General features: G+C 44.5%; 14 protein-coding genes and 1 pseudogene. 4 read left to right on the top strand and 11 right to left on the bottom strand.

The genetic code is table 11. The features are described from left to right. Positions 1-86 precede the first annotated feature (86 nt). From QUA10_RS09165 to QUA10_RS09155, 3 genes are all read right to left on the bottom strand, one after another. Positions 87-3,314, bottom strand: a complete 3,228-nt coding sequence (locus QUA10_RS09165; protein ID WP_333082555.1) for an efflux RND transporter permease subunit — start codon at positions 3,312-3,314, stop codon at positions 87-89. Positions 3,315-3,518: 204 nt separating this feature from the next. Next, positions 3,519-3,653, bottom strand: coding sequence for a hypothetical protein (locus QUA10_RS09160; RefSeq protein ID WP_333082554.1), 135 nt, complete (start codon positions 3,651-3,653; stop codon positions 3,519-3,521). Between the two features lie 117 nt (positions 3,654-3,770). Continuing rightward, entirely contained in the window at positions 3,771-4,373 is a 603-nt protein-coding gene (locus tag QUA10_RS09155) for a thioredoxin family protein (protein WP_333082553.1), read from the bottom strand. A gap of 178 nt (positions 4,374-4,551) precedes the next feature. Here QUA10_RS09155 and QUA10_RS09150 point away from each other — a divergent pair, with 178 nt between their 5' ends. Both QUA10_RS09150 and QUA10_RS09145 read left to right on the top strand, forming a co-directional pair. Continuing rightward, positions 4,552-4,956 carry an NIL domain-containing protein gene (locus QUA10_RS09150; RefSeq protein ID WP_333082552.1) on the top strand — a complete coding sequence of 135 codons (405 nt, stop codon included), beginning with the start codon at positions 4,552-4,554 and terminating at the stop codon, positions 4,954-4,956. Positions 4,957-5,019: 63 nt separating this feature from the next. After that, positions 5,020-5,463, top strand: a complete 444-nt coding sequence (locus QUA10_RS09145; RefSeq protein WP_333082551.1) for a hypothetical protein — start codon at positions 5,020-5,022, stop codon at positions 5,461-5,463. A 950-nt stretch (positions 5,464-6,413) separates the two neighbouring features. Here the strand turns inward: QUA10_RS09145 and QUA10_RS09140 are convergent. The 4 genes from QUA10_RS09140 to QUA10_RS09125 form a co-directional block, all read right to left on the bottom strand. Continuing rightward, entirely contained in the window at positions 6,414-6,965 is a 552-nt protein-coding gene (locus QUA10_RS09140) for a shikimate kinase (RefSeq protein ID WP_333082550.1), read from the bottom strand. A gap of 22 nt (positions 6,966-6,987) precedes the next feature. Beyond that, on the bottom strand, positions 6,988-7,869 hold the full coding sequence (locus QUA10_RS09135; protein ID WP_333082549.1) for a LapA family protein: 882 nt from the start codon (positions 7,867-7,869) through the stop codon (positions 6,988-6,990). Between the two features lie 115 nt (positions 7,870-7,984). Continuing rightward, the gene (locus QUA10_RS09130; protein ID WP_333082548.1) at positions 7,985-8,608 is read right to left on the bottom strand and encodes a flavin prenyltransferase UbiX; all 624 of its coding nucleotides are present in this window, start codon (positions 8,606-8,608) and stop codon (positions 7,985-7,987) included. 348 nt (positions 8,609-8,956) lie between these two features. Continuing rightward, a complete protein-coding gene (locus QUA10_RS09125) occupies positions 8,957-11,323 on the bottom strand; it encodes a ribonuclease R family protein (RefSeq protein ID WP_333082547.1) in 2,367 nt (788 codons plus the stop codon). A gap of 876 nt (positions 11,324-12,199) precedes the next feature. Between QUA10_RS09125 and QUA10_RS09120 the strand changes: the two genes are divergently transcribed. After that, positions 12,200-13,177 carry a hypothetical protein gene (locus QUA10_RS09120; RefSeq protein ID WP_333082546.1) on the top strand — a complete coding sequence of 326 codons (978 nt, stop codon included), beginning with the start codon at positions 12,200-12,202 and terminating at the stop codon, positions 13,175-13,177. Positions 13,178-13,390: 213 nt separating this feature from the next. Here the strand turns inward: QUA10_RS09120 and clpP are convergent, their stop codons facing one another. Continuing rightward, positions 13,391-13,999 (bottom strand): ATP-dependent Clp endopeptidase proteolytic subunit ClpP, encoded by a 609-nt coding sequence (clpP, locus tag QUA10_RS09115; protein ID WP_006635758.1) that lies wholly within the window; start codon positions 13,997-13,999, stop codon positions 13,391-13,393. Between the two features lie 327 nt (positions 14,000-14,326). Then, positions 14,327-14,554, bottom strand: a complete 228-nt coding sequence (locus QUA10_RS09110) for a hypothetical protein (protein WP_333086224.1) — start codon at positions 14,552-14,554, stop codon at positions 14,327-14,329. 229 nt (positions 14,555-14,783) lie between these two features. Between QUA10_RS09110 and QUA10_RS09105 the strand changes: the two genes are divergently transcribed. Then, positions 14,784-16,505 (top strand): RNA-directed DNA polymerase, encoded by a 1,722-nt coding sequence (locus QUA10_RS09105; RefSeq protein WP_333082544.1) that lies wholly within the window; start codon positions 14,784-14,786, stop codon positions 16,503-16,505. A 10-nt stretch (positions 16,506-16,515) separates the two neighbouring features. On the opposite strand, the gene QUA10_RS09100 is transcribed toward QUA10_RS09105, so the two are convergent. Both QUA10_RS09100 and QUA10_RS09095 read right to left on the bottom strand, forming a co-directional pair. Continuing rightward, the gene (locus tag QUA10_RS09100) at positions 16,516-18,081 is read right to left on the bottom strand and encodes an NERD domain-containing protein (protein WP_333082542.1); all 1,566 of its coding nucleotides are present in this window, start codon (positions 18,079-18,081) and stop codon (positions 16,516-16,518) included. A 239-nt stretch (positions 18,082-18,320) separates the two neighbouring features. Further along, positions 18,321-18,908, bottom strand: a pseudogene (locus tag QUA10_RS09095) (acyltransferase family protein); the annotation flags it as partial. Between the last annotated feature and the right edge of the window lie 77 nt (positions 18,909-18,985).

Below are 18,985 nucleotides of genomic sequence, written 5' to 3'. Positions count from 1 at the left end.
TCGGTTTTAACCGACTTTCGCTATGAGGCAGGGGTTTAAACCCCTGCCGGATTGCGGGCAAGTGCGTAAAAAGCTGACGCTACATTTTACAAATTCGCATTCTTTCTCCCCGCCTTCTGCACAGGAATAGCAACCGCCTGCGGTTTCTTATTCCCTGCAAACATCCCGAAGAAGTCGTGCAGTAAAATATAGAAACACGGAATAATAAACAGCGTCAGCAGCGTCGCCAGCGACAAACCGGAAAATACCACCACACCCAAAGGTTGCAGAAACTCCGAACCTTCTCCAATACCCAAAGCTAGGGGAAACAAACCCAAAACTGTAGTAATAGTTGTCATCAAAATCGGTCGCAAGCGCTGAGGTGCCGCCCTGAGAATTGCTGTTGTGCGATCGACTCCTTCATCTTCCAGAATTTGGTTCGCCAACTCAATCATAATGATGCCGTTGTTCACCACAATTCCCACGAGCAAAATTGCACCGATCATCACCGTCGCACCGATCGCAGTTTTGGTCACATAAAGCCCGAATACTCCCGCCGCCAACGCCAGTGGCACTGTCAGCAAAATCACCAGCGGATCGACCAAAGAATTGTACTGCACCGCCATCGCTACAAACACTAAAAAAGTCGCCAACCCTCCCAACAGCTTGAGAGAAGTTTGCAATTGTTCATTAGTTTCAGCAGCCGAACTCGGCAGAATTCTTACTCCTCGCGGCAACTTCAGTTCTGATAAAACTGCATCGACTTGCTGGACAGCATCGCCGAGACTTGCACCCTTATTCAAGTTTCCGACAACTAAGAAAACTTGGCGCTGATTGAGGCGCTGAATTTCTGCCGGCGCTTTGCCGATCGCAATATTGGCTACGTCGCTTAAACGGATGATGGTATTATTGCCGCCAGATAAGGGAATTTGTCCGAGTTGGGAAGTATTTTTTACAGAATTGCGATCGAACTGCACCCGCACATCTATTAATCGGTTTCCCCGCTGCAACTGAGTGGGAACAGCACCTTCAATTGCTGTCTGAATTGTCTCCCCAATATCTTGGGCTGTCAGCCCGTACACAGCGGCCCTTTCCCAGTCAGGACGAATTTGTACCTCTGACTGCGGCGCGTCTGCCTCCGGCCGAAACCGGGCTAATTTTACCTTCTCATCTAATTCTTTTAATATCTGACGGCCGGCTTCCTGCAATGATTCTTCAGTTTCCCCCTGAACCACGACATCAATTTCGCCACCCCGTACGGGAGAATTAGTTAAAACTAAACCCCTAATCGATTCTGGCACTAGCCGCAGACGAGTTCCTTTAGGAAGGTCAAGTTTTTTAAATTCCTCAGTCATTCTTTCCGTAAAATCGGTAGTATTCGTACCTGGTTTTAGGGTAATTGTGCTGCTTCCCCTGAGCAAATTTTCCACCGTATTGTTCCCGAAAAGCAGCCCCCCTGCTGTCGTTAAAGTGTACTCTGTTTCTGGCTGTTCTAGTAGAAGTTTATCGGCTGCTGCAATCACTTTTTGATTGGTTTCCAAGTTAGTCCCCGGAGGAAACGAAGCAAATAATCTGGCTTGACTTGTATTAACTCTCGGCAAAATTTCTTGGGGAATTTGACCCGCCATCACCCAAGTGCCACCGCCTAAAATCACAAAAGCAAGTCCAATGATAATTAACCGCAAACTCAGAACTTTTGACAGCATCGAACCGTAAGCCCGCGTACCGTTTTCAAAGCCGCGGTTGAAATGTTTGATCGGCCCGAACTGACTGATATTGCTGGAATAAGACATTCCCATCAGGCGAGAAGTCAGCATCGGCACTACCGTTAAAGCTACTAGCAGAGATGCTGCTACTGCAAAGCTAATTGTCAAAATTAATTCGTTAAATAGCAGAGAAAAGAAGCCGCCGATAAGCAAAAATGGCAGCACTGATACTAAGTTGGCTGCTGTGGAAGCAACCATTGCTGATTCTACTTCTTCACTCCGCAATACTGACTCTTCTATCGTGCGTTCTTTTCGATCTTTGATTCTGCCTTTTTTCAGATGAGGGTTGCTGTCTAGACCGACTACAATATTTTCTAAAATAACTACGCTGGTGTCGATAGCCTGACCGATTCCTAACGCTAAACCGCCTAAACTAAACAAGTTCAGCGACAAGCCGAACAGCCGCATTAAAATAATGGCTGCTAGAGTACACAGGGGAATAGTCAGAGAAATAATCAGCGTTTGTCTGAGAGAACCTAAAAAGAACAAAACTGCGATCGCAGCCAGCACTGCGCCTGAAACCCCCGCATTCGCCACATCCGCTAAGGAATTGCGGATAAATCGGGATTCGTCTAAGGTAGTAACTACGGTCATGTCTGCAGAAATTAAGCCGGACTGCTGCATTTCTTTGATGCGATTTTTAACTCCATCTACAACAGTAATTGTGTTGGCGTCCGGCTGTTTTAAGATGCTAATTTTAACGGCTGGTTTTTGATTGAGAAAAACTTTGACTCGCTGTTCTTCCGTGCCGTCATTGACTTGAGCAAAATCTCGCACGTAAACTCGTTTTGGCGGGTTGGAACCGGATACTTGAAAGGAAAGATTGGCGATTTCAGAGGCTGTTCTAAAGCGACCGATTGTGCGCGTCAGCGGTTCGTTAGATTCTTGCCGCAGGCGGCCGCCGGAAGTGTCTAAATTGCGATCGCGCAAAGCATTAAAAACGTCATTAAGATTAACTCCTAAACTTTGCAGCCGATTCAGGTCAATATTAACCTGAATTTCTTCTTGAACGCCGCCGGAAACGTCAACCGAAGCTACTCCGGGAATAACGTTAATTTCCCTGGCTAATTCTTCATCGGCAAATACCCGCAAATCTACCCCTTGTCGCGAGTCTGAAGTCAGGGCAAATTCGTAAACCGGCTGTTGAGAAGGGTCAAATTTAAACAGACTGGGCGATTCAACTGTATCGGGAAGTCGGTTGCGAATTCGGTTGACGGAGGCTGTCGCGTCGTTGAGGGCTTGGTTGATGTCGCCCCCTGGTCGGAAAAATAAATCGACGCTGACTTGTCCTTCGCGGGTGCGGGAAAAAACTTGCGTGACTCCTTCTGTCGCTGAAAGCCCTTGTTCGAGGGGGCGGGTAATTTCGTCAACTGCAACTTCTGGCGAGACTCCGGGGGCGTCTAAGCGCACGCTGATGCGGGGATAGGTGATGGAGGGCAGCAAGTCAACGGGCAGTTGGGTGATGTAGAAAATGCCCACGACTATAATCGCAACTGTCAGCATGAGGGTGCCGATGTGGCGACGGATGGCGATCGCGCTAATGCTGAATCCGGGTTTGTCGGGGGTCATTTGATTTTAGATTTTAGATTTTTGAATTGAAAAGTTTACCCAGTCAGCCAGCCTGCAAATGAATGAATCGCGGGGCTGGCGACCAAATTGTTTTCGCTCAGGCTTTATTTTGTATAGGCAGTGAGAGAATATTTACGCTCTGCACCTGACAAGTAGTATAATAAATTTTAATAAATTGTCAAAAATGTTTTTTTGAATATTCCTTTAGAGGTAGTCGATCGCCCAAAATGCAGATTGGCAGAAATTGCGAGGGGATTTTGAATCTCTGTAACTTATCGCCATCAGGAACAAGCAAGATGCCTGTTCCACAACAAATAAACTTTCTTGTGGAACAGGCATCTTGCCTGTTCCTAAAGTCTTCTTCCCTTTTCTCTCTTCCTTCTTCCTTCTTCCTTCTTCCTTCTTCCTGACATCAGTTAAATCCGTCGAGCGAATCCGTTGCCGAACTTCCTTCTTTTACTGTACTTGAGAGCCGTGGACGCGGGGGTCGGAGCTACTTGTTTTGACAGGCCCTGTGGGGGGAGTAAAATTAGAAACTTGACCGCCAGCTTGGGCGTGTGGCAGAGGTTTTCCTGCAATTAAAGCTTCTAAGTTAGCTTCCATAATACTGCGCGGCATTTCGCCCATCGTTTCAGCAACGGCGCTGCCTTTATCGTTCAAGTAGACAAAGTGCGGAATGCCGTCTACTCGATATTTGGTGATTTCTGGGAGCCATTTGTCATTGTCTACATTCAGCATCACAAAATTTAGCGGTTCGGCGTATTTCTGTTTAATTTCGCTCAAATCGTTAGCCATTGCCTGACAGCTACCGCACCAATTAGCATAAAATTCCATGAGTGTCGGTTTCCCATTTACCAAAGCTGTTTCTAATGGCGTTGAAGCTTTTGCCATGTCGGTGAGACTGCTTGACGGCGTTTGGGTTTGCAGCCCGAAGAAGATGGATATTGAAAGGGCGATCGCTGTTAACACGATCAATAAGTTTCTGAGGCGCGTGGCGACTTTTGTTTCGGGATTTTTGGCGACGGGGGCGACCGTTGACTTGGGCGAATTCTGGGTCATAAAATAAATTGCGCTTTGATTTCTATGTTTTTATTTTAAATAATAGATTCAGATTATAGCACATTTTGAGATAATCAGACCCATTTCATAAAAATTTGTGCTAAAGGCAGTAATTAGATTAAGTGCGCTAAAACATAAGATAACAAAGATTGTTTGTAAATTACCGAGGACTTGCAGGGTGAAAAAACGGGTAACACTGACGTTTCCCCAACGATCGATCCAAATGCCTGTCACCTATCGACTGGCAAAAGATTTTAATGTTGCAGCCAACATTATCCGTGCTCAGGTAGCTCCGAATCAAGTGGGCAAACTTGTGCTAGAGTTATCAGGGGATATCGACCAACTAGAAGCGGCGATCGACTGGATGCGATCGCAAAATATCGGCGTTTCCCTAGCCAGTCGGGAAATACTCATAGACGAAGATAGCTGTGTTCACTGCGGTTTGTGTACGGGAGTTTGCCCGACGGAAGCCTTGACCATTGACCCAGAAAGCTTTAAACTAAGTTTTGCTCGATCGCGGTGTATCGTTTGCGAGCAGTGCATCCCTACTTGTCCGGTGCAAGCTATTTCTACTAACCTCTAGAAACTGTACACACTCATCGGAAGCATCATCTTTTTTCCCTGGTTCTCCTAATTGTGCCATTGGATGAAAAAAAACTCTTGGGTTTCCCTAACTCTACTTTTTGTTACTTATTTCACTTTTGGCTGGAAATTATCAGAGTTTGATGTTCCCCCGCACCTGACTTGGTTTCTAGCCATAGCTTCAATTCTAGTGTTGGCGGCCGCCTTGTCGTTCCCGCTGAGAGACATAAAAGCATTAATCATGCGGTGGTTTTCGAGTGATATCGGTGCTTTTCTTTCTATTATTGTAGGAGCTTTTGTGGCAGTGGTAGTTTTTGCTTGGCTGCACCTTTTTGCTACTTGTTTACTCTTGATTTCAGCCGGAGCTTTGGCAAGACTCGATATTCAAATATCTGGTTGGAAGAATTGGCGGGCTTTTGCGGTATTAGCTACCATTTCTTTAACAGGTGTGGCGCTGGGCGGAACTCTGGAGTTTTGGTTAAAAACAGGCAGGCTCGTATTCTCTTAATGAGGAACGGGAAATTCATCCAACCAAATTCTATAACTCGCAACTGATATTTAGCCAAAAACTATCACATCGCCCATCAATAAATACAGCTTATTTTTTTTCAATCCCCCACCCCCGGATTAATCCCCCGTTCCGCGCCGTAATCATAGCAGTTTTCAAGCCTGGTGAGTTACAGCCTCTCAATTGCCGATTCCCCGTTGGGGGTTACTAATTCCCAATTACTAATTACCAATTACTAATTACCGACAAACCGGGAGTGGAACTGAAAACCCCTAGGGTTGTATTGAACTGTAGCGACTTTTGCTCAAAATGTTATTGCCAAGATCCCGGAAGTCCCGCAGCCAAAAACTTATCGCAATAAAAAAGCAGCTTTCGGGAGCTGCTAGTCAGAATGCATGAGGTATTGTTTTTAGAATAGAACAGGTTGAATTCGATCAGTGCTGGGTTACATTTTTTGATACGGGATAGTTGATGAGGGAATGGACGATCGTAAAATCGTCACATAGCAGGGTATCATTGATGCTAAATTTCCCGACAATCAAGTTAGCGTTTAACTGTCCTTGCGCCCTACAGCCCTTCAGCGGTGGGGCCATTTTATTTTTAGGGATAACTCAATAGCCGGCTTTAACGAATCAGATGATTCTGGCATTAGTTCTTGTATAAAATCTCCGCATCGCCACATCCTCATACCTATAAAACTTACGCATTACATCCACTCAAACCCGGTGAATTTCAAAATATGGGGTAGTGAAACGGACACACTCAGACAAAAATCAGTATTTTTACCGAAGTCATACAATTTTAGATTTTAGATTTTAGATTTTAGATTTGGGGAATAACTGATGAAGCTGGTGTTTTGGAGCTTGCTTAGGCTTGCATTATTTTTGGGAACTAATATCAAAAGCCTTCAAAAACCTGTTATTTTTCCACAAACCCGGTTTCTGAATGTATCAATTGAGATCAGGCCCGGTTTCTGATTTGATAACTTTTTGGATTTCCTCCATCGCCCTAGTCGCCACTGCTTCAGGCCTTTCCCCGACACCAGCATAGACTCGGACATCTGCTTGAGTGTAGAAACGCTCTCGCTCTTTCAAAAGGCTTTGCAGCTTAGATTTGATCTCGCCCTCCTGCAGTAGGGGTCGAGCGGTGTCTGAACGCAGTCGATCGTACAATTGATCTACAGGCACATCCAGCCAAACTACTACACCATAGTGCAAGTAACCCCAATTCATCGGTCGCGTCACAATCCCACCGCCCGTAGCCACCACCGAATTTTGATACGCAGACAATTCGCCGAGCACTTTAGTTTCTAGTTCCCGAAAAGCCTCTTCCCCTTCTCGATTAAAAATCTCAGCAATTGACTGATTAGCAACTCGAACAATTAGTTCATCAGTATCAAAAAAACGGTATTTTAATTTTTTTGCCAAAATCCGCCCTACCGTTGTTTTCCCCGCACCCATCATCCCCACAAGATAGATATTTACTCCCCTCAACCCATCCACTGCCAAATCCTCCGATATTTTTCTATTTTTTCAGGTTAATCGATCTGCCACTGAGGCCATCATCGTCATCAAACTCATCACCCTCATCCAATCCCCAATCCTCATCTGCTTCTGCAAGAGGATTTATTGGTGCTTCATCAGCGGGTTTAGGAATGTCCCCTCCCGGAGGAACAATCACCCGATACTCGGCATCGTATACAGACTCAGTTTGTCCCACCCCAGACTGGCTCGGATCTCTATAGCCGTAAGAATATACTGAGCCAGCCCAAGACTTGCTTTTCGGTTCCTGCTGAGCTTCATAAGCCCTCGGATTTGCCGCTGGAACATCATTGACCTGCGGTTGATCGGAAAAATCGTGATCGTCCCCCCAATCGTCATCACCCCCTTGAGAGCCGGATTTTGAGTTATCTGAGACCCAATCGTCCTCATCGTCTGCTGCATAAGTCCCCGGTTGAGCGTAATCCTTCGCCCCATCAGGGTTCGGAGTTTCTTGCTGGAAAGTCCGGGCACTGTAACCCGCCGACGAGCCGTACTCAGTTCGGTAGGAACCAGCAGCCTGAGTTTGGCTATTTTCCCTATTCAGATCCGGGTCAATTTCCATCTTTCGAGGAGGGGGAGGCGGCGTGTAAGGCGTTCTCCTGTCCTCTGGGAAAGTATCGGGACGGCTGCGACTGGATCTGCCTGCGCGGTCTGCCGTTAGAGATAGGTAATTTGAAAAAGCCAGCAAACCAGAAATCAATAAAGATGTGAGAGCTCCCACCGCCATGCTCAGCAAAATCCAGATAGATAAAGGCAAAGCAGGCGATCGAACTCCCAAAAATACCAGAGACAATGCTGGCTCCACATTTTGCAGGGCAAAAATAGTTAACCCCAACACAATTACTAGCAAAAATACAAGTCGCATATTAAAAATATTGGTAATTGGTAATTGGGAATTGCTAATTGGGAATTGCTAATTAAAACTAACAAATCATCAATAACAAATAACAAACTGTCAACTGTCAACTGTCAACTGTCAACTAACTCCCTTCTTCTTCCTTCCAGCGTTTGAGAGGAACGCAATCAATCCCCAACTGGTCTAAAGCGCGAGCCACCACAAAGTCTACCAAATCTTCAATAGTTTGCGGATTGTGATACCAAGCAGGAATCGCTGGTACAATTCTAGCTCCAGCTTCCGCCAAGGTAGTCAAATTCCGCAGGTGAATCAAGCTAAAAGGCGTTTCGCGAGGCACGAGTACCAATTTTCGCCCTTCCTTGAGCTGAACGTCGGCCGCTCTTTCAAGCAAATCCGAGCTCAAGCCAGCAGCCAATTTGCCCAGCGTACTCATGCTACAGGGAATAATGATCATCCCTTGGGTACGAAAGGAGCCACTAGCAATATTAGCACCGACATCTTGCCAAGGATGACACCGAAGTTTACCCATTGTGGCGACTCCTGCTTGTTCTCGCCAGAATTCCTCTTGAAGCGTCGGTTCGGCGGGCATTCGCGTGTTCTGTTCGCTTTGCCAAACCATGTAAGTAGATTTCGATGCTACCAGTTCGATCGCGCGATCGGCTTCCAACAAATATTTGAGAGTTCGCACCGCATAAATCAGTCCCGATGCACCAGTAACTCCTACAATGAGAGGGTAGTTATTCGTCATTAGTTATTTGTTAGTTGACGCTTGAGTGTTGTTAGTAATTAGTTGTTAGCTCAAATTTCTTAGCATTGGAATTATTCATATCTCTCTTCTGTTAATTTGCGTGAATCAGCGTCTATCCCTTGTCATCTGCGGCTAACAAATTCTCTTCTTTTCACCGCAGATACAGGCAGATTAACACAGATTAACGCAGATTAATTATATAAATGCTACCGGATTGGATATTAGTCATTAATTGTTTATTGATGATTGCTGAGTATAGTTGGGCGCCCACTTTTTAATACTTAGTTGCCCGATAATGACAACTAAGTATTGAGAAAAGTTAACTGTCAACTGTCAACTGTCAACAGATTATTCATCATCGTCAAAAGCTTGGCTGCCGCCCCCAACTGCAACTAAATCAATTTGCTGGCGGTAGTAATCCACACTCTTGACTTGAACTTCCACCCGATCGCCCAAACGGTACTGATTGCGGTTTTTGCGACCCACCAGAGTTTGCTGGCGCGATCGATATTCGTACCAATCATCCTTCAGCGAAGAAACGTGCACCAATCCCTCAACACGCAGGATGTCGCTCTCCGGTGGCCGCACCTCAATTTCCACAAAGAAACCGTAAGACTGCACACCTGTAATTAAACCCTGGAAAGTTTGCCCAGTGCGTTCTTTCATCAATCCGGTTTTCTTCAATCCCTGCAAATCGCTTTCGGCATCCTCAGCAACCCTTTCGCGTTCCGTCAGGTGTACCACGACCGATGCAAACTCTGTCTCAAATTCGTGGTGCAAATCTGGGGGGAGAACATTCCAAGTAATTTGACCGTGACAGGAGGAATGGTGCAAGTCAACTTTTTCCTTAGCCCGTGTTGTGCGGCTGCTGCGCCCTTGCTCGAACACCGCTTGCAACACCCGCAGCACCAGCAAATCGGCGTAGCGGGAAAGCGGCGAAGTGCACCGTGTGTAACCCTCTGACAGCCCCAAACCGAAGTGCGGCTTGGCAGTGGTGCTGTAAACAGCGGGCTTCATGGTGTCTTCGAGCAGGTAGGTGAGAACTCTTTCGGACTTAAGACCGGCAAACTGCTGGGTAAATCGCTGAAAGTCTAAGGGCAAAACTTCTTCTTCGGTTTCGAGATACAGTTCGCCTCCGAGGTTGTTCGAGAGTTTGATGAACTCTTGAATGTCTGCCGGATCTGGCATCGGCTGGACACGGTAAATTGCTGGGACTCCCAAGGCTTGCAGGTGGGTGGCGACAGCTTGGTTGGCGAGTACGACCAACTCGGAGACAGCCGACTGAACGGGGGGAGCTGTTGCAAAAGCTCCTAATTCGCCTTCGTCGTCGAAGTGAGAGTTAGCATCAGGCAAATTTAGTTCAAAAGCTCCTCGCTTGAGCCTTGTCTGTCTGGCTGCCTGTGAGGCGGCCCCGATTTGATCGAGGAAAGGACGGAGGGCGGAAGATAAAGGGTGCTCTTGGGCATTGCTTGGTTCGAGAATTGCTTGAGCTTGCTCGTAGGTGAGGTGGTAGTCAATTTGAATGACGCTAGTTTGAATTTCGTATTCTAGGAGTTCTCCTGATTGGTCGAGGGTGAGCAGTATGCTGAAGGCCAGCCGTTCTGTGTCTGGCAGCAGGGAGCAGCGCTCGTTGAGGGTTTCTGGCAATACGGCGATGATTTTTTCTCCCAGATGGGCGGCGGTGCCTCGCTTGCGGGCTTCACGGTCGATCGGGGTTTCTGGCTGTACGTACTCGGCGGCGTCGCTGATGTGGATTCCTATTTGCCAGCGGCCGGGCTTCAGGGTTTCGATCGACAAAGCGCGTTCTACTGGCGGATCGGACAGGAATGATGTTGGATCAAACTCGTTTTCCCCTCCTCCTTCGGAGATATTTTCCTCCTGGGATCGAGGGCTATCGTTTTCGCTGTTGGTTGTTCCCGGTTCGTTTTTGCTGAAGCTAACCGTCAGAATGTTACGCAAATCTAGGCGTTTTTTGATGTCGGTTTTTTTGACTTTGCTGGGCAAATTTTCGGCTGCTTTGATGACGGCGGCGGGGAACGATCGCGGCAAGTCGTGTTTGCAGCATACGATGTCGAGGTCGTCGGCGGCTTCGGCATCGGAACCTAGTACCTGTACTACTTTGCCGACTGGCCGATGGGTGCCGAGGGGGTAGCGTTTGACTTCGACGTGTACTAGGTGGTCGATCGCCTCTTGGAGATTTGTGCCATTTGCGAGCAAGTCTAGTTCAAACAACAGGCGATCGTCCAGGGGGATTGCTCTGTAGCTGACGCGGCCGGTGGGGGTGGCGGTTTGCTTGACTCGCGCGAGTACCGAGGGGTTGGCGCGTTCGAGGATGAGCATGACTTCGCCTTCGGGCGATCGGCGGCGGCTACCTTCTTTGATGATTTTGACTAAGACTCGATCGCCATTCCAAGCTGTCGAGAGGTGACTTTCCCGCACGTAAACGTCTTCTGAGCCTTCGGCGTCTTGAATTGCAAAGCAAAATCCTTTGCTCGAACAGCGCAGTTTTGCTTCTACTACGTCGTCTTCAGCTACTCGGCGATAGCGGCCTTTGTCTTTGACTAATATGCCAATTTTCTCTAGAGCTTCTAATGCGATTTGAAGTTTGAGTTGACTGGTGGCGTCGTTGCAGTCGAGTTTTTTCTCCAATGCTTTTGGGGCCACTAATTTGTCTTCTGTAAAATTTGCCAGCAGTGCAGCGATAGAAAATTCCATGTAGCGATCGATCCTCTTGTTTCCAGCAATTAGTCTAAATTTTGGCGAAATCAGCCGCACCCCCTCGGGCCCTCGCAGTGCCTGCTTCCCAACAAATGGGCGGGTTGATAGGTGGAGACGCGAGCACAGCCACCTTGTTTCATCGCGAGTTTTTTTTGAGATTCTCTCCCGACACCGGCTTGGTGCTAATTGTCTGCTGTCTGTATTGAACTGACTGCTGACGGTGCAGAAAACTGTCCCGCACGCTATTCCCCAATACAATTTTTTAGCGTTGGTTTGTTTGCTTTTAGGTCAGCAGCGCCGAGCACTTCGCGAATTAGAAAGCCTCTGTCGGTTCTTAAAAGATGGCTCGATACTGAAAGCAACGGCTTGAGTCGAGGATGAGCCGATGGAGGGATGGAGAGGGAGAAAATGTGCATTTCTCGCTTCTGCCTTGTTTCCTTCTGCGTTGTTCCTTCTTCCTTTTGAAGTGCCTCTTGCCTCTTGCTTTAGCAAAGAACTTACCGGATCAAGGCAAAATTGCTAGTAGCTCGCCGCTGCGATGCCCCTGTTTTTTGCACGCGATCTGTCCTTGCGGACGGAGGTGCAACGAGCGGGCCGGGAGCAATCTGTGCTGTAGAAAGTACAGGTACGCAAACCGGAGACTTTTACTACTTTTGCTTAGTTGCTGTGTCATCTCTTATAGGTAGAAATGACGCCCGATGCTTGTTAGCTTAAACCGCTGGATGTGGCATGGGGTTTAGTGGCGTTTAAGGTTGCGCGGATGACTCACCTTTAATTTATTGTATGTTGAATAGGTGCTTTCAGAAAATTGTTTTCTCAGGGCTGTACTACACTTAAGTCATAAGCCCCCTCTGGTTTCGGGGTCAAAAAATTATGTTTGCTGAATTTCGCGCCCTTTATCCCGCTGGACAGTTAATTTGTGAGTTGCTGACTGTTCATCACGGTAAGTTTGTTGTTCGCTGTCTGGTTCAGGTTGACGGCAAAACTCTTGTTACGGCTATGTCGGCTGCTGAGTCTGTTGAGGATGCTGAAGACCGCGCCCGGTTGCGAGCGATCGCTATCCTTGGATTTGCTGCGCCCGATCGTGCGATCGCGAGTGTTGATCCGGCTCCGGTTGCTCCAGTTGCTCCGATTGCTCCGGTTGCTTCCGTTGCTCCAGTTGCTCCTCCCCCTCCCCCTCCTCCTGCTGTTCCGGTTCCTGTTGGGCCGACAAGTGTTCCTCTTCCGGTTCTAGAAATGCCTGTTGCTGACAAATTGTCTCAAACACATCAAAGCAATTTTGTCAAGACTGAAGCGAAATTAAATGAAGAGCCGATCGCACCTGTACCGGAACCGCTGCCACCAACGGTCGATCGCGTCGAGGTTACTGGGTTTGTACCAAAGCAGTTAGACTCGGACGCTTGGCTTTCTTCTAGCTACGGCGAACCACTTCAGGAACTGGAGGTACCGACTTCTAGCCAAAGTGAACTGCTACAGGGTGCGGCCGAAGTCAGGGAATTGCAACCGATCGCAGTAGGAATTCCGAGCGATGCGATCGAGGATAATTCGGATACGATCGCCGAAATAGACGCCATCCTCAAACGCCTGCAATGGAAGAAAAAACAGGAAAGCGATTGTCTCGAACAAAATTACGGCAAGTCGTCGCAGAGAGAGCTTTCTAGCGAACAGTTAGTAGATTTTCTAGAATATCTGGAAATCTACAGCAGAACCACTGAGGAAATCAAGCGGTTGGGCTGGACTCCCAACCAAGGAAAAGATTATCTCAAACAAGGTTATGGCAAAGAAGCGCGCCATTTCTTAAATCAAGTAGAATTGCTCGACTTCCTGCAATATCTCGAATCTTTGCCCTAGTAATTATGTAGGGTTTCTAGGTGTGATGTTTTTTATAAAAAGCTACATATAGCAGTTTTCAATTGTATCAAAAACAGTAAGGACTAAACTATGACGGCGTATCATGGGCCCCAGCATCTGTAATTCACTCGACTGAAAACTGCTATATGACTGTTAAAAATTAAAAATCAAAAATGAAGAGTATTTCCTCATTTTTGATTTTTAACTTTTTATTTAGACCACAGCGGCGATCGGGCGGCTGGCGGAAGGACGGCGATCGATCACTTGATCGACTAATCCGTAGTCCTTTGCTTCTTCAGCCGACATGAAGAAATCCCGTTCGGTATCTTCTTCAATGCGGGAAAGTGGCTGACCGGTATGGTTGGCAAGATGTTCGTTCAGGCGGCGCTTGTGGTACAAAATTTCTTTGGCCTGAATTTCAATATCGGTTGCTTGTCCTTGAGCTCCGCCTAGAGGTTGGTGGATCATAATCCGGGAGTGGGGCAAACTCATCCGCTTGCCTTTAGCGCCGGCACTCAACAGAAAAGCGCCCATGCTGGCGGCCAAACCGAGACAAATAGTGCAAATGTCGGGGCGGATGTGGTTCATCGTGTCAAAAATGCCCATACCTGCTGTTACCGAACCCCCTGGGGAGTTGATATAGAGGTAAATATCTTTCTCCGGGTCTTCGGCGTCTAAAAATAGCAATTGGGCAACGATCAGGTTAGCCAAGTCTGAGTCAACCTGTTGGCCCAAGAAGACGATGCGATCGCGCAGGAGTCGCGAGTAAATGTCAAAGGCGCGTTCGCCGCGACCGGATTGTTCTATAACTGTTGGGATCATTGACGCCTGCCTGCCTATTACGTATCTTTTTTTAATTTTAGCGATTAGGGCTCAGTTATAGTTAGCGATCGGTGGCGTGCGATCGAGAAATCGGCAAAATCCTTTAGCTGGGCGGGGTTGGGGCGGTAATTTGAGGGATTTGTGGCGGGGGTGCGATCGGATTTCCGATCCCGCAGGCGATCGATGTTGAGGAAGCGGACATCAATAAACGTTAAATTTTGTTATGTGGCGATCGTATCATTGCTAAAACTGAAATTGCTTGTTCGCCACTGACACTAGCAAAATGGTCTAGAAACTCCGCAGGGCAAATCACAAGCTTCGATACAATCAAGCAGAATTTTCATCGGGACGCGAGTACCGATAAAGACAGGAATTCCCCCCTAAAATGTCGGGGTCGCTATGAACGATAGTAGCTGCGTATTGCAAAGAAAAGGTTGTGACATCGAGACAATCTTCCTCAGTCCAGGTATCACTTGGCTCGACTACAGCGAGATTGGGCTGCCATAACTCGTTGAGGATAAGAGCTGCCAAGCGGAGCCGCTCTGTTAGTGACAAAGTGCGGACAACTTGGATATAGATTTCCTGAGCGATAGTCTGCCTAAAAACTTGCTCATGCCTTCAATTTTAACTTAAACTGGTGTTTTGCTAGAAAGATCGATCGCCCTTTTCTCATATCATGAGAGGTGCGAGCGGCAATCCTTCCCTTGATGCCCTCCGCCGTTCGGGATTTGCCCTGACCCATTGAATCCTTTGCTGATAGGTAACATTTAAATTAATCCAACTAATGAATAAAAATTTTTGGCTTGAACAAATTAAAAAAAGAGAAGTTTTTGAAAAAGCCTATGTCTATGCTATTTACTACCAAATCAAAGAAGATGCCTACTGCAACTTTATTGAAATAGCTTACTACAGACAAAATAAAGAAAAATTATTTAAAGAAATTGAATCATCTCTGGAAAATCCCAGTTTGTATGAACCAGAAACTGCGTTTTCATTCTATCTACCAAAATCAGATATGTTCTTCAGAAGGATGATATATACTCCATTCAAAGACTTAGTAATCAAATTTATTTTTGTATCTGTATTAGCTGAACTATTAGATTTTACGTTTGTTCACAATTGTTTTTCACATCGTCTTGATAGAAATATAAAAAATAAGATTTCCAAGAGATATTTATATAGGCCTCACTATGCAGGATTTCAAGAGTTTATAAATTGGCAATTAGCCCAAGTCGAAAATAGCACTTGTCTGCTGAAAACCGACATATCATCTTTTTATGACTCTATATCTCATGAATATCTCCTCTCAGCAATTTCACAGAAACTAAACATAACTAATGAAAGTCATTTTATGATTCTATTTAGTAGGACATTGAAATTCAAAACTTGTTACTATTCAATGGTGGACGGAAAATTATGTGAAACATATAATAGCCAAGGTATACCGATAGGAAATTCAGCAGAAGGCTTTATAGCTAATATATTTCTTAATGAAGTGGATGAAGCATTATTCAACTTAGGTATAAATTTCGGCAGATACGTAGATGATTTTAGAGTTTTTACCAACAATAAAAGTGATTCATTAAAGGTGTTAATAATCCTACAAGAATTTCTTCTAAAAATAGGACTAAATTTGAATACTTCAAAAACTAAAATCATAGAAGCTCAAGAACAAATTATTAAATTCATTAAACATTCAAATAAAAGTGGGATTTATGGAATGCCCTGTCAAGAAGAGAGTTATAATGAAAGCAAGCAAGAAAAGAAGCTAGATAAAACCCAAATCATTAAAGAAATTGATTCTAAACAAGCAAGTGAGCAATATGAGAAATTATATTTTTCAAAATATCCAAAGAAAGTTATAAAAATAAACGATATTGATGATGAAGATAAAGCAAAAAACTTCTGTGTTTTTTTGAATGGCATTAAATTAGGCGCGAAACTTGAAAATCAAGCATTTAGTCAGCAGATGGAATCTCTTTATATATTGTCCAAAAAATACCCAAAACATTGGAGCTATTACTCTTGGTTGTTGGTAAAATTTATATCACAAAATTATAGTAATGATATTCAAAACATCAGCCTTAAATATCTTTTTAAAGTATTTGATGATGAACTTGTTAATGTATTTATCAAAACTAGAATTATTCATCATCTGGTTAATTCACGAAAGGGGGGCCTACCCTATATAGAAAGAATAGGGATGAATCAAAAACTCCGAAATAGAATTATTGAACATATAACTAAGTTAATGAAAATTAATTGTATCGCATTGCAGTTGAATTGTATATATGCTTATTATCTGATGTTCAGAGACCGCGATCATCGACATTTGCAAGACTTTGTATCTCATAACTTAAAGCGTCCCATACCAAAACCGATCCAACAGGCTGTTTATCAGATAGGAACTTTATATGAAAATCATTCTCCCGGGTTAGCTTCTTTTGAAGAGATTTTGGAAGAGAGTGAAATAGAATATGAATCTGAAGACTTGAATTCTCAGTAAAATTCCCATCTTAAAAATCAATATCTCGATCGGGAGGTTCATAAATAACAAGCAAGCTTTTTGCTCTTGTAGATCCAACATACCTATCTGCGATATCCCAATTACTTAATATCAAATTCTTTTCTTTTTCAAAAAATAACATTATAACATCACTTTCTAGTCCCTTATACATCCCTATATTCGACCAATGAATAGTATTTTGATCTTTATCGGAAAATGAATATGGCTTAAGATAAAAACGAGCGATATGCGAATATTGTGAAAGTAAGGACTTTGATGATGGATACATATCAGTTAATATAACTATCTGAGCCGGAGAAACATTCTCCTTATTCACTAGATCGGTAATATCTTTTTCTAATAGACTAAAGATATCATCTGTCTCTTCATATATCTGATGTATTACTTCTCTTCCTTCAATTAATGAACTCTTTCTTTCATAAATACAGGATACAAATTTCTCAGCATGTTTGAATATTTTGTGAGTATTTCGACAGTTTTTATTTAAGACAGTCGGGTTTACTTGAAGGGCGCATCTATTTGCATGTTTTGAAATTTTTTGATTACTATCTTGAAAAATGTAGAATATTCCATCATCAGGAATCAACTGTTTCAAATCGTTAATTTCCTTTTGCTCAAAGTCTTGTCCTTCGTCAACGATGATTGCTGTATACTCAAATGTTAACTGAGATTTTTGGGGTTGTATTTCTTCATAACTATAAACTACACAGTAACCCTCTGTAATTTCATCTTGTAAAGCAGCAGCGAGATAAAGAGAAAGGTTATTAGATTTACATATTACGAGCGTTCTAACCTTATGTTGGCATAACCTTCTTGCTTTTTCTATGGCTAACTGAGTCTTCCCTGAACCAGCACAGCCCAAAACAATGCACTGAGAATGGAAGCACAAATTATTCAAGATATCGAATTGCTGTTCTGTTAATTGAAGAATTTCTTGGTTGTTTTCACCAATATCATTAACAATATATTTTTTGAACACTGTACTTGGAGATATGAGGTTAATGATTGAATCTGTCCGCTGCTGTCCAAGTTTTGGAAAATTTCCTGCCGCTCTATAATAATCGAAAACAGAAGATATCCAGCCACTAATATTTCCTAACTGAGGACGTAAAAGTAAGATTTCTTGAGGTGCTTCCGAGGGTAGATTATTTGCCACGTCATCCATATCAGGAAAAGCCACACATTGTCCAATACAAAAATCTTTATTTTTAAATTCGTCGTGTTTACTGAGAAAATCCAAAAACTTATACTTAATTTCTCTAGCTTGTTGAAAAGGAGATATCTTCATCTTGTATTGGTTCTGATACCATGCCATATTCAGATGATCGTAGGCGATCTGCCCTCCTTTGGCTTCTAGTATAATAATTCCTCGATCGGGATGAATAATGATGAAGTCAGCTTCCCTATCTTGAACGATATATTTGATGTGCTGCCACCATGCTCCATGAAAAACAACGTAGTCATCACTCAAATTTTTTTCAAAAATCTGGAATAGAGTCTTTTCTGCGTAGCTCTTAGTTGTTGATGATAATTTTTGAGGAATCATTCTTGCCATAACTATTCACCTCTTCTCTTTTTAGATGACTACTACTTTATTGGTAAGTTTTTATATAGTATTTGGAGAATAATTTTTATGGTGTATTTTACCGCAAAAGGCTTTTGTATGTCAAGCCCCATTAGCTACTACTTGCCAGAGGAAGTCTCCCTTTCAAGCATCTAGTACCTCGCACACTCCGATTCAAGTGGATCAGGCGCTAGCCAGAAAAGAGTTATATCCACTACATACTAAACTACTCAAATTTTAATCGCCCAACCACGGCGGTACATTCCATACAAAATGAACCACCAAAATAATACCGCAGTCACGGCAAACGCTAGGGAACCATTCAGCGGCCCCGCCCACGGCACAAACCAGTTTTCATAAATCCAAGTGTAAGTTGTTGGAGCATTTTCACCAGTACCGATATGAGTTTTCAACAGGATTCTGGCGACAATACCGGAAGCAACAAACAGGAAAATGGCATTCAATCCCATGATTTCACACGGCCTCCCCCATTTGCAATCCCGCACTTCTATTGTTTCGTAGCAAAATGCTAGCAATAGTAAGGCCCAACCAGCAGTAAAAACTACATACGAACTCGTCCAAAGTTGTTTGTTGAGCGGAAATAAAAAACCCCACAAACGGCCGATTACTATGCAACGGAACCCCCAGGTTGCTAAGTTGATACTGGTGCGGGTTTTAATGGGCTGCACGCGCAGCCATTCTCCGGTAAAGTAGCCTGTGAGGACTGTGACAACTGCGGGTAAAGTGCTCAACAGTCCTTCTGGATCGAAGGGGCCGCCTTTATACAGGTGTTGGCTACCGAGAATTAGCCGATCGACCTGGGGGGGTGACAAAGATGCCTAAGAGATAGACCGAATCAGGGTTGCAGCCCGCATACCTTGTTGGTAAAAGCGGC

The organism is Microcoleus sp. Pol8_D6, from assembly GCF_036700965.1.
Taxonomy (GTDB): domain Bacteria; phylum Cyanobacteriota; class Cyanobacteriia; order Cyanobacteriales; family Microcoleaceae; genus Microcoleus.
The sequence above is the reverse complement of the archived record's forward strand: the minus strand, read 5'-3'. Positions and strand labels throughout refer to the sequence as shown.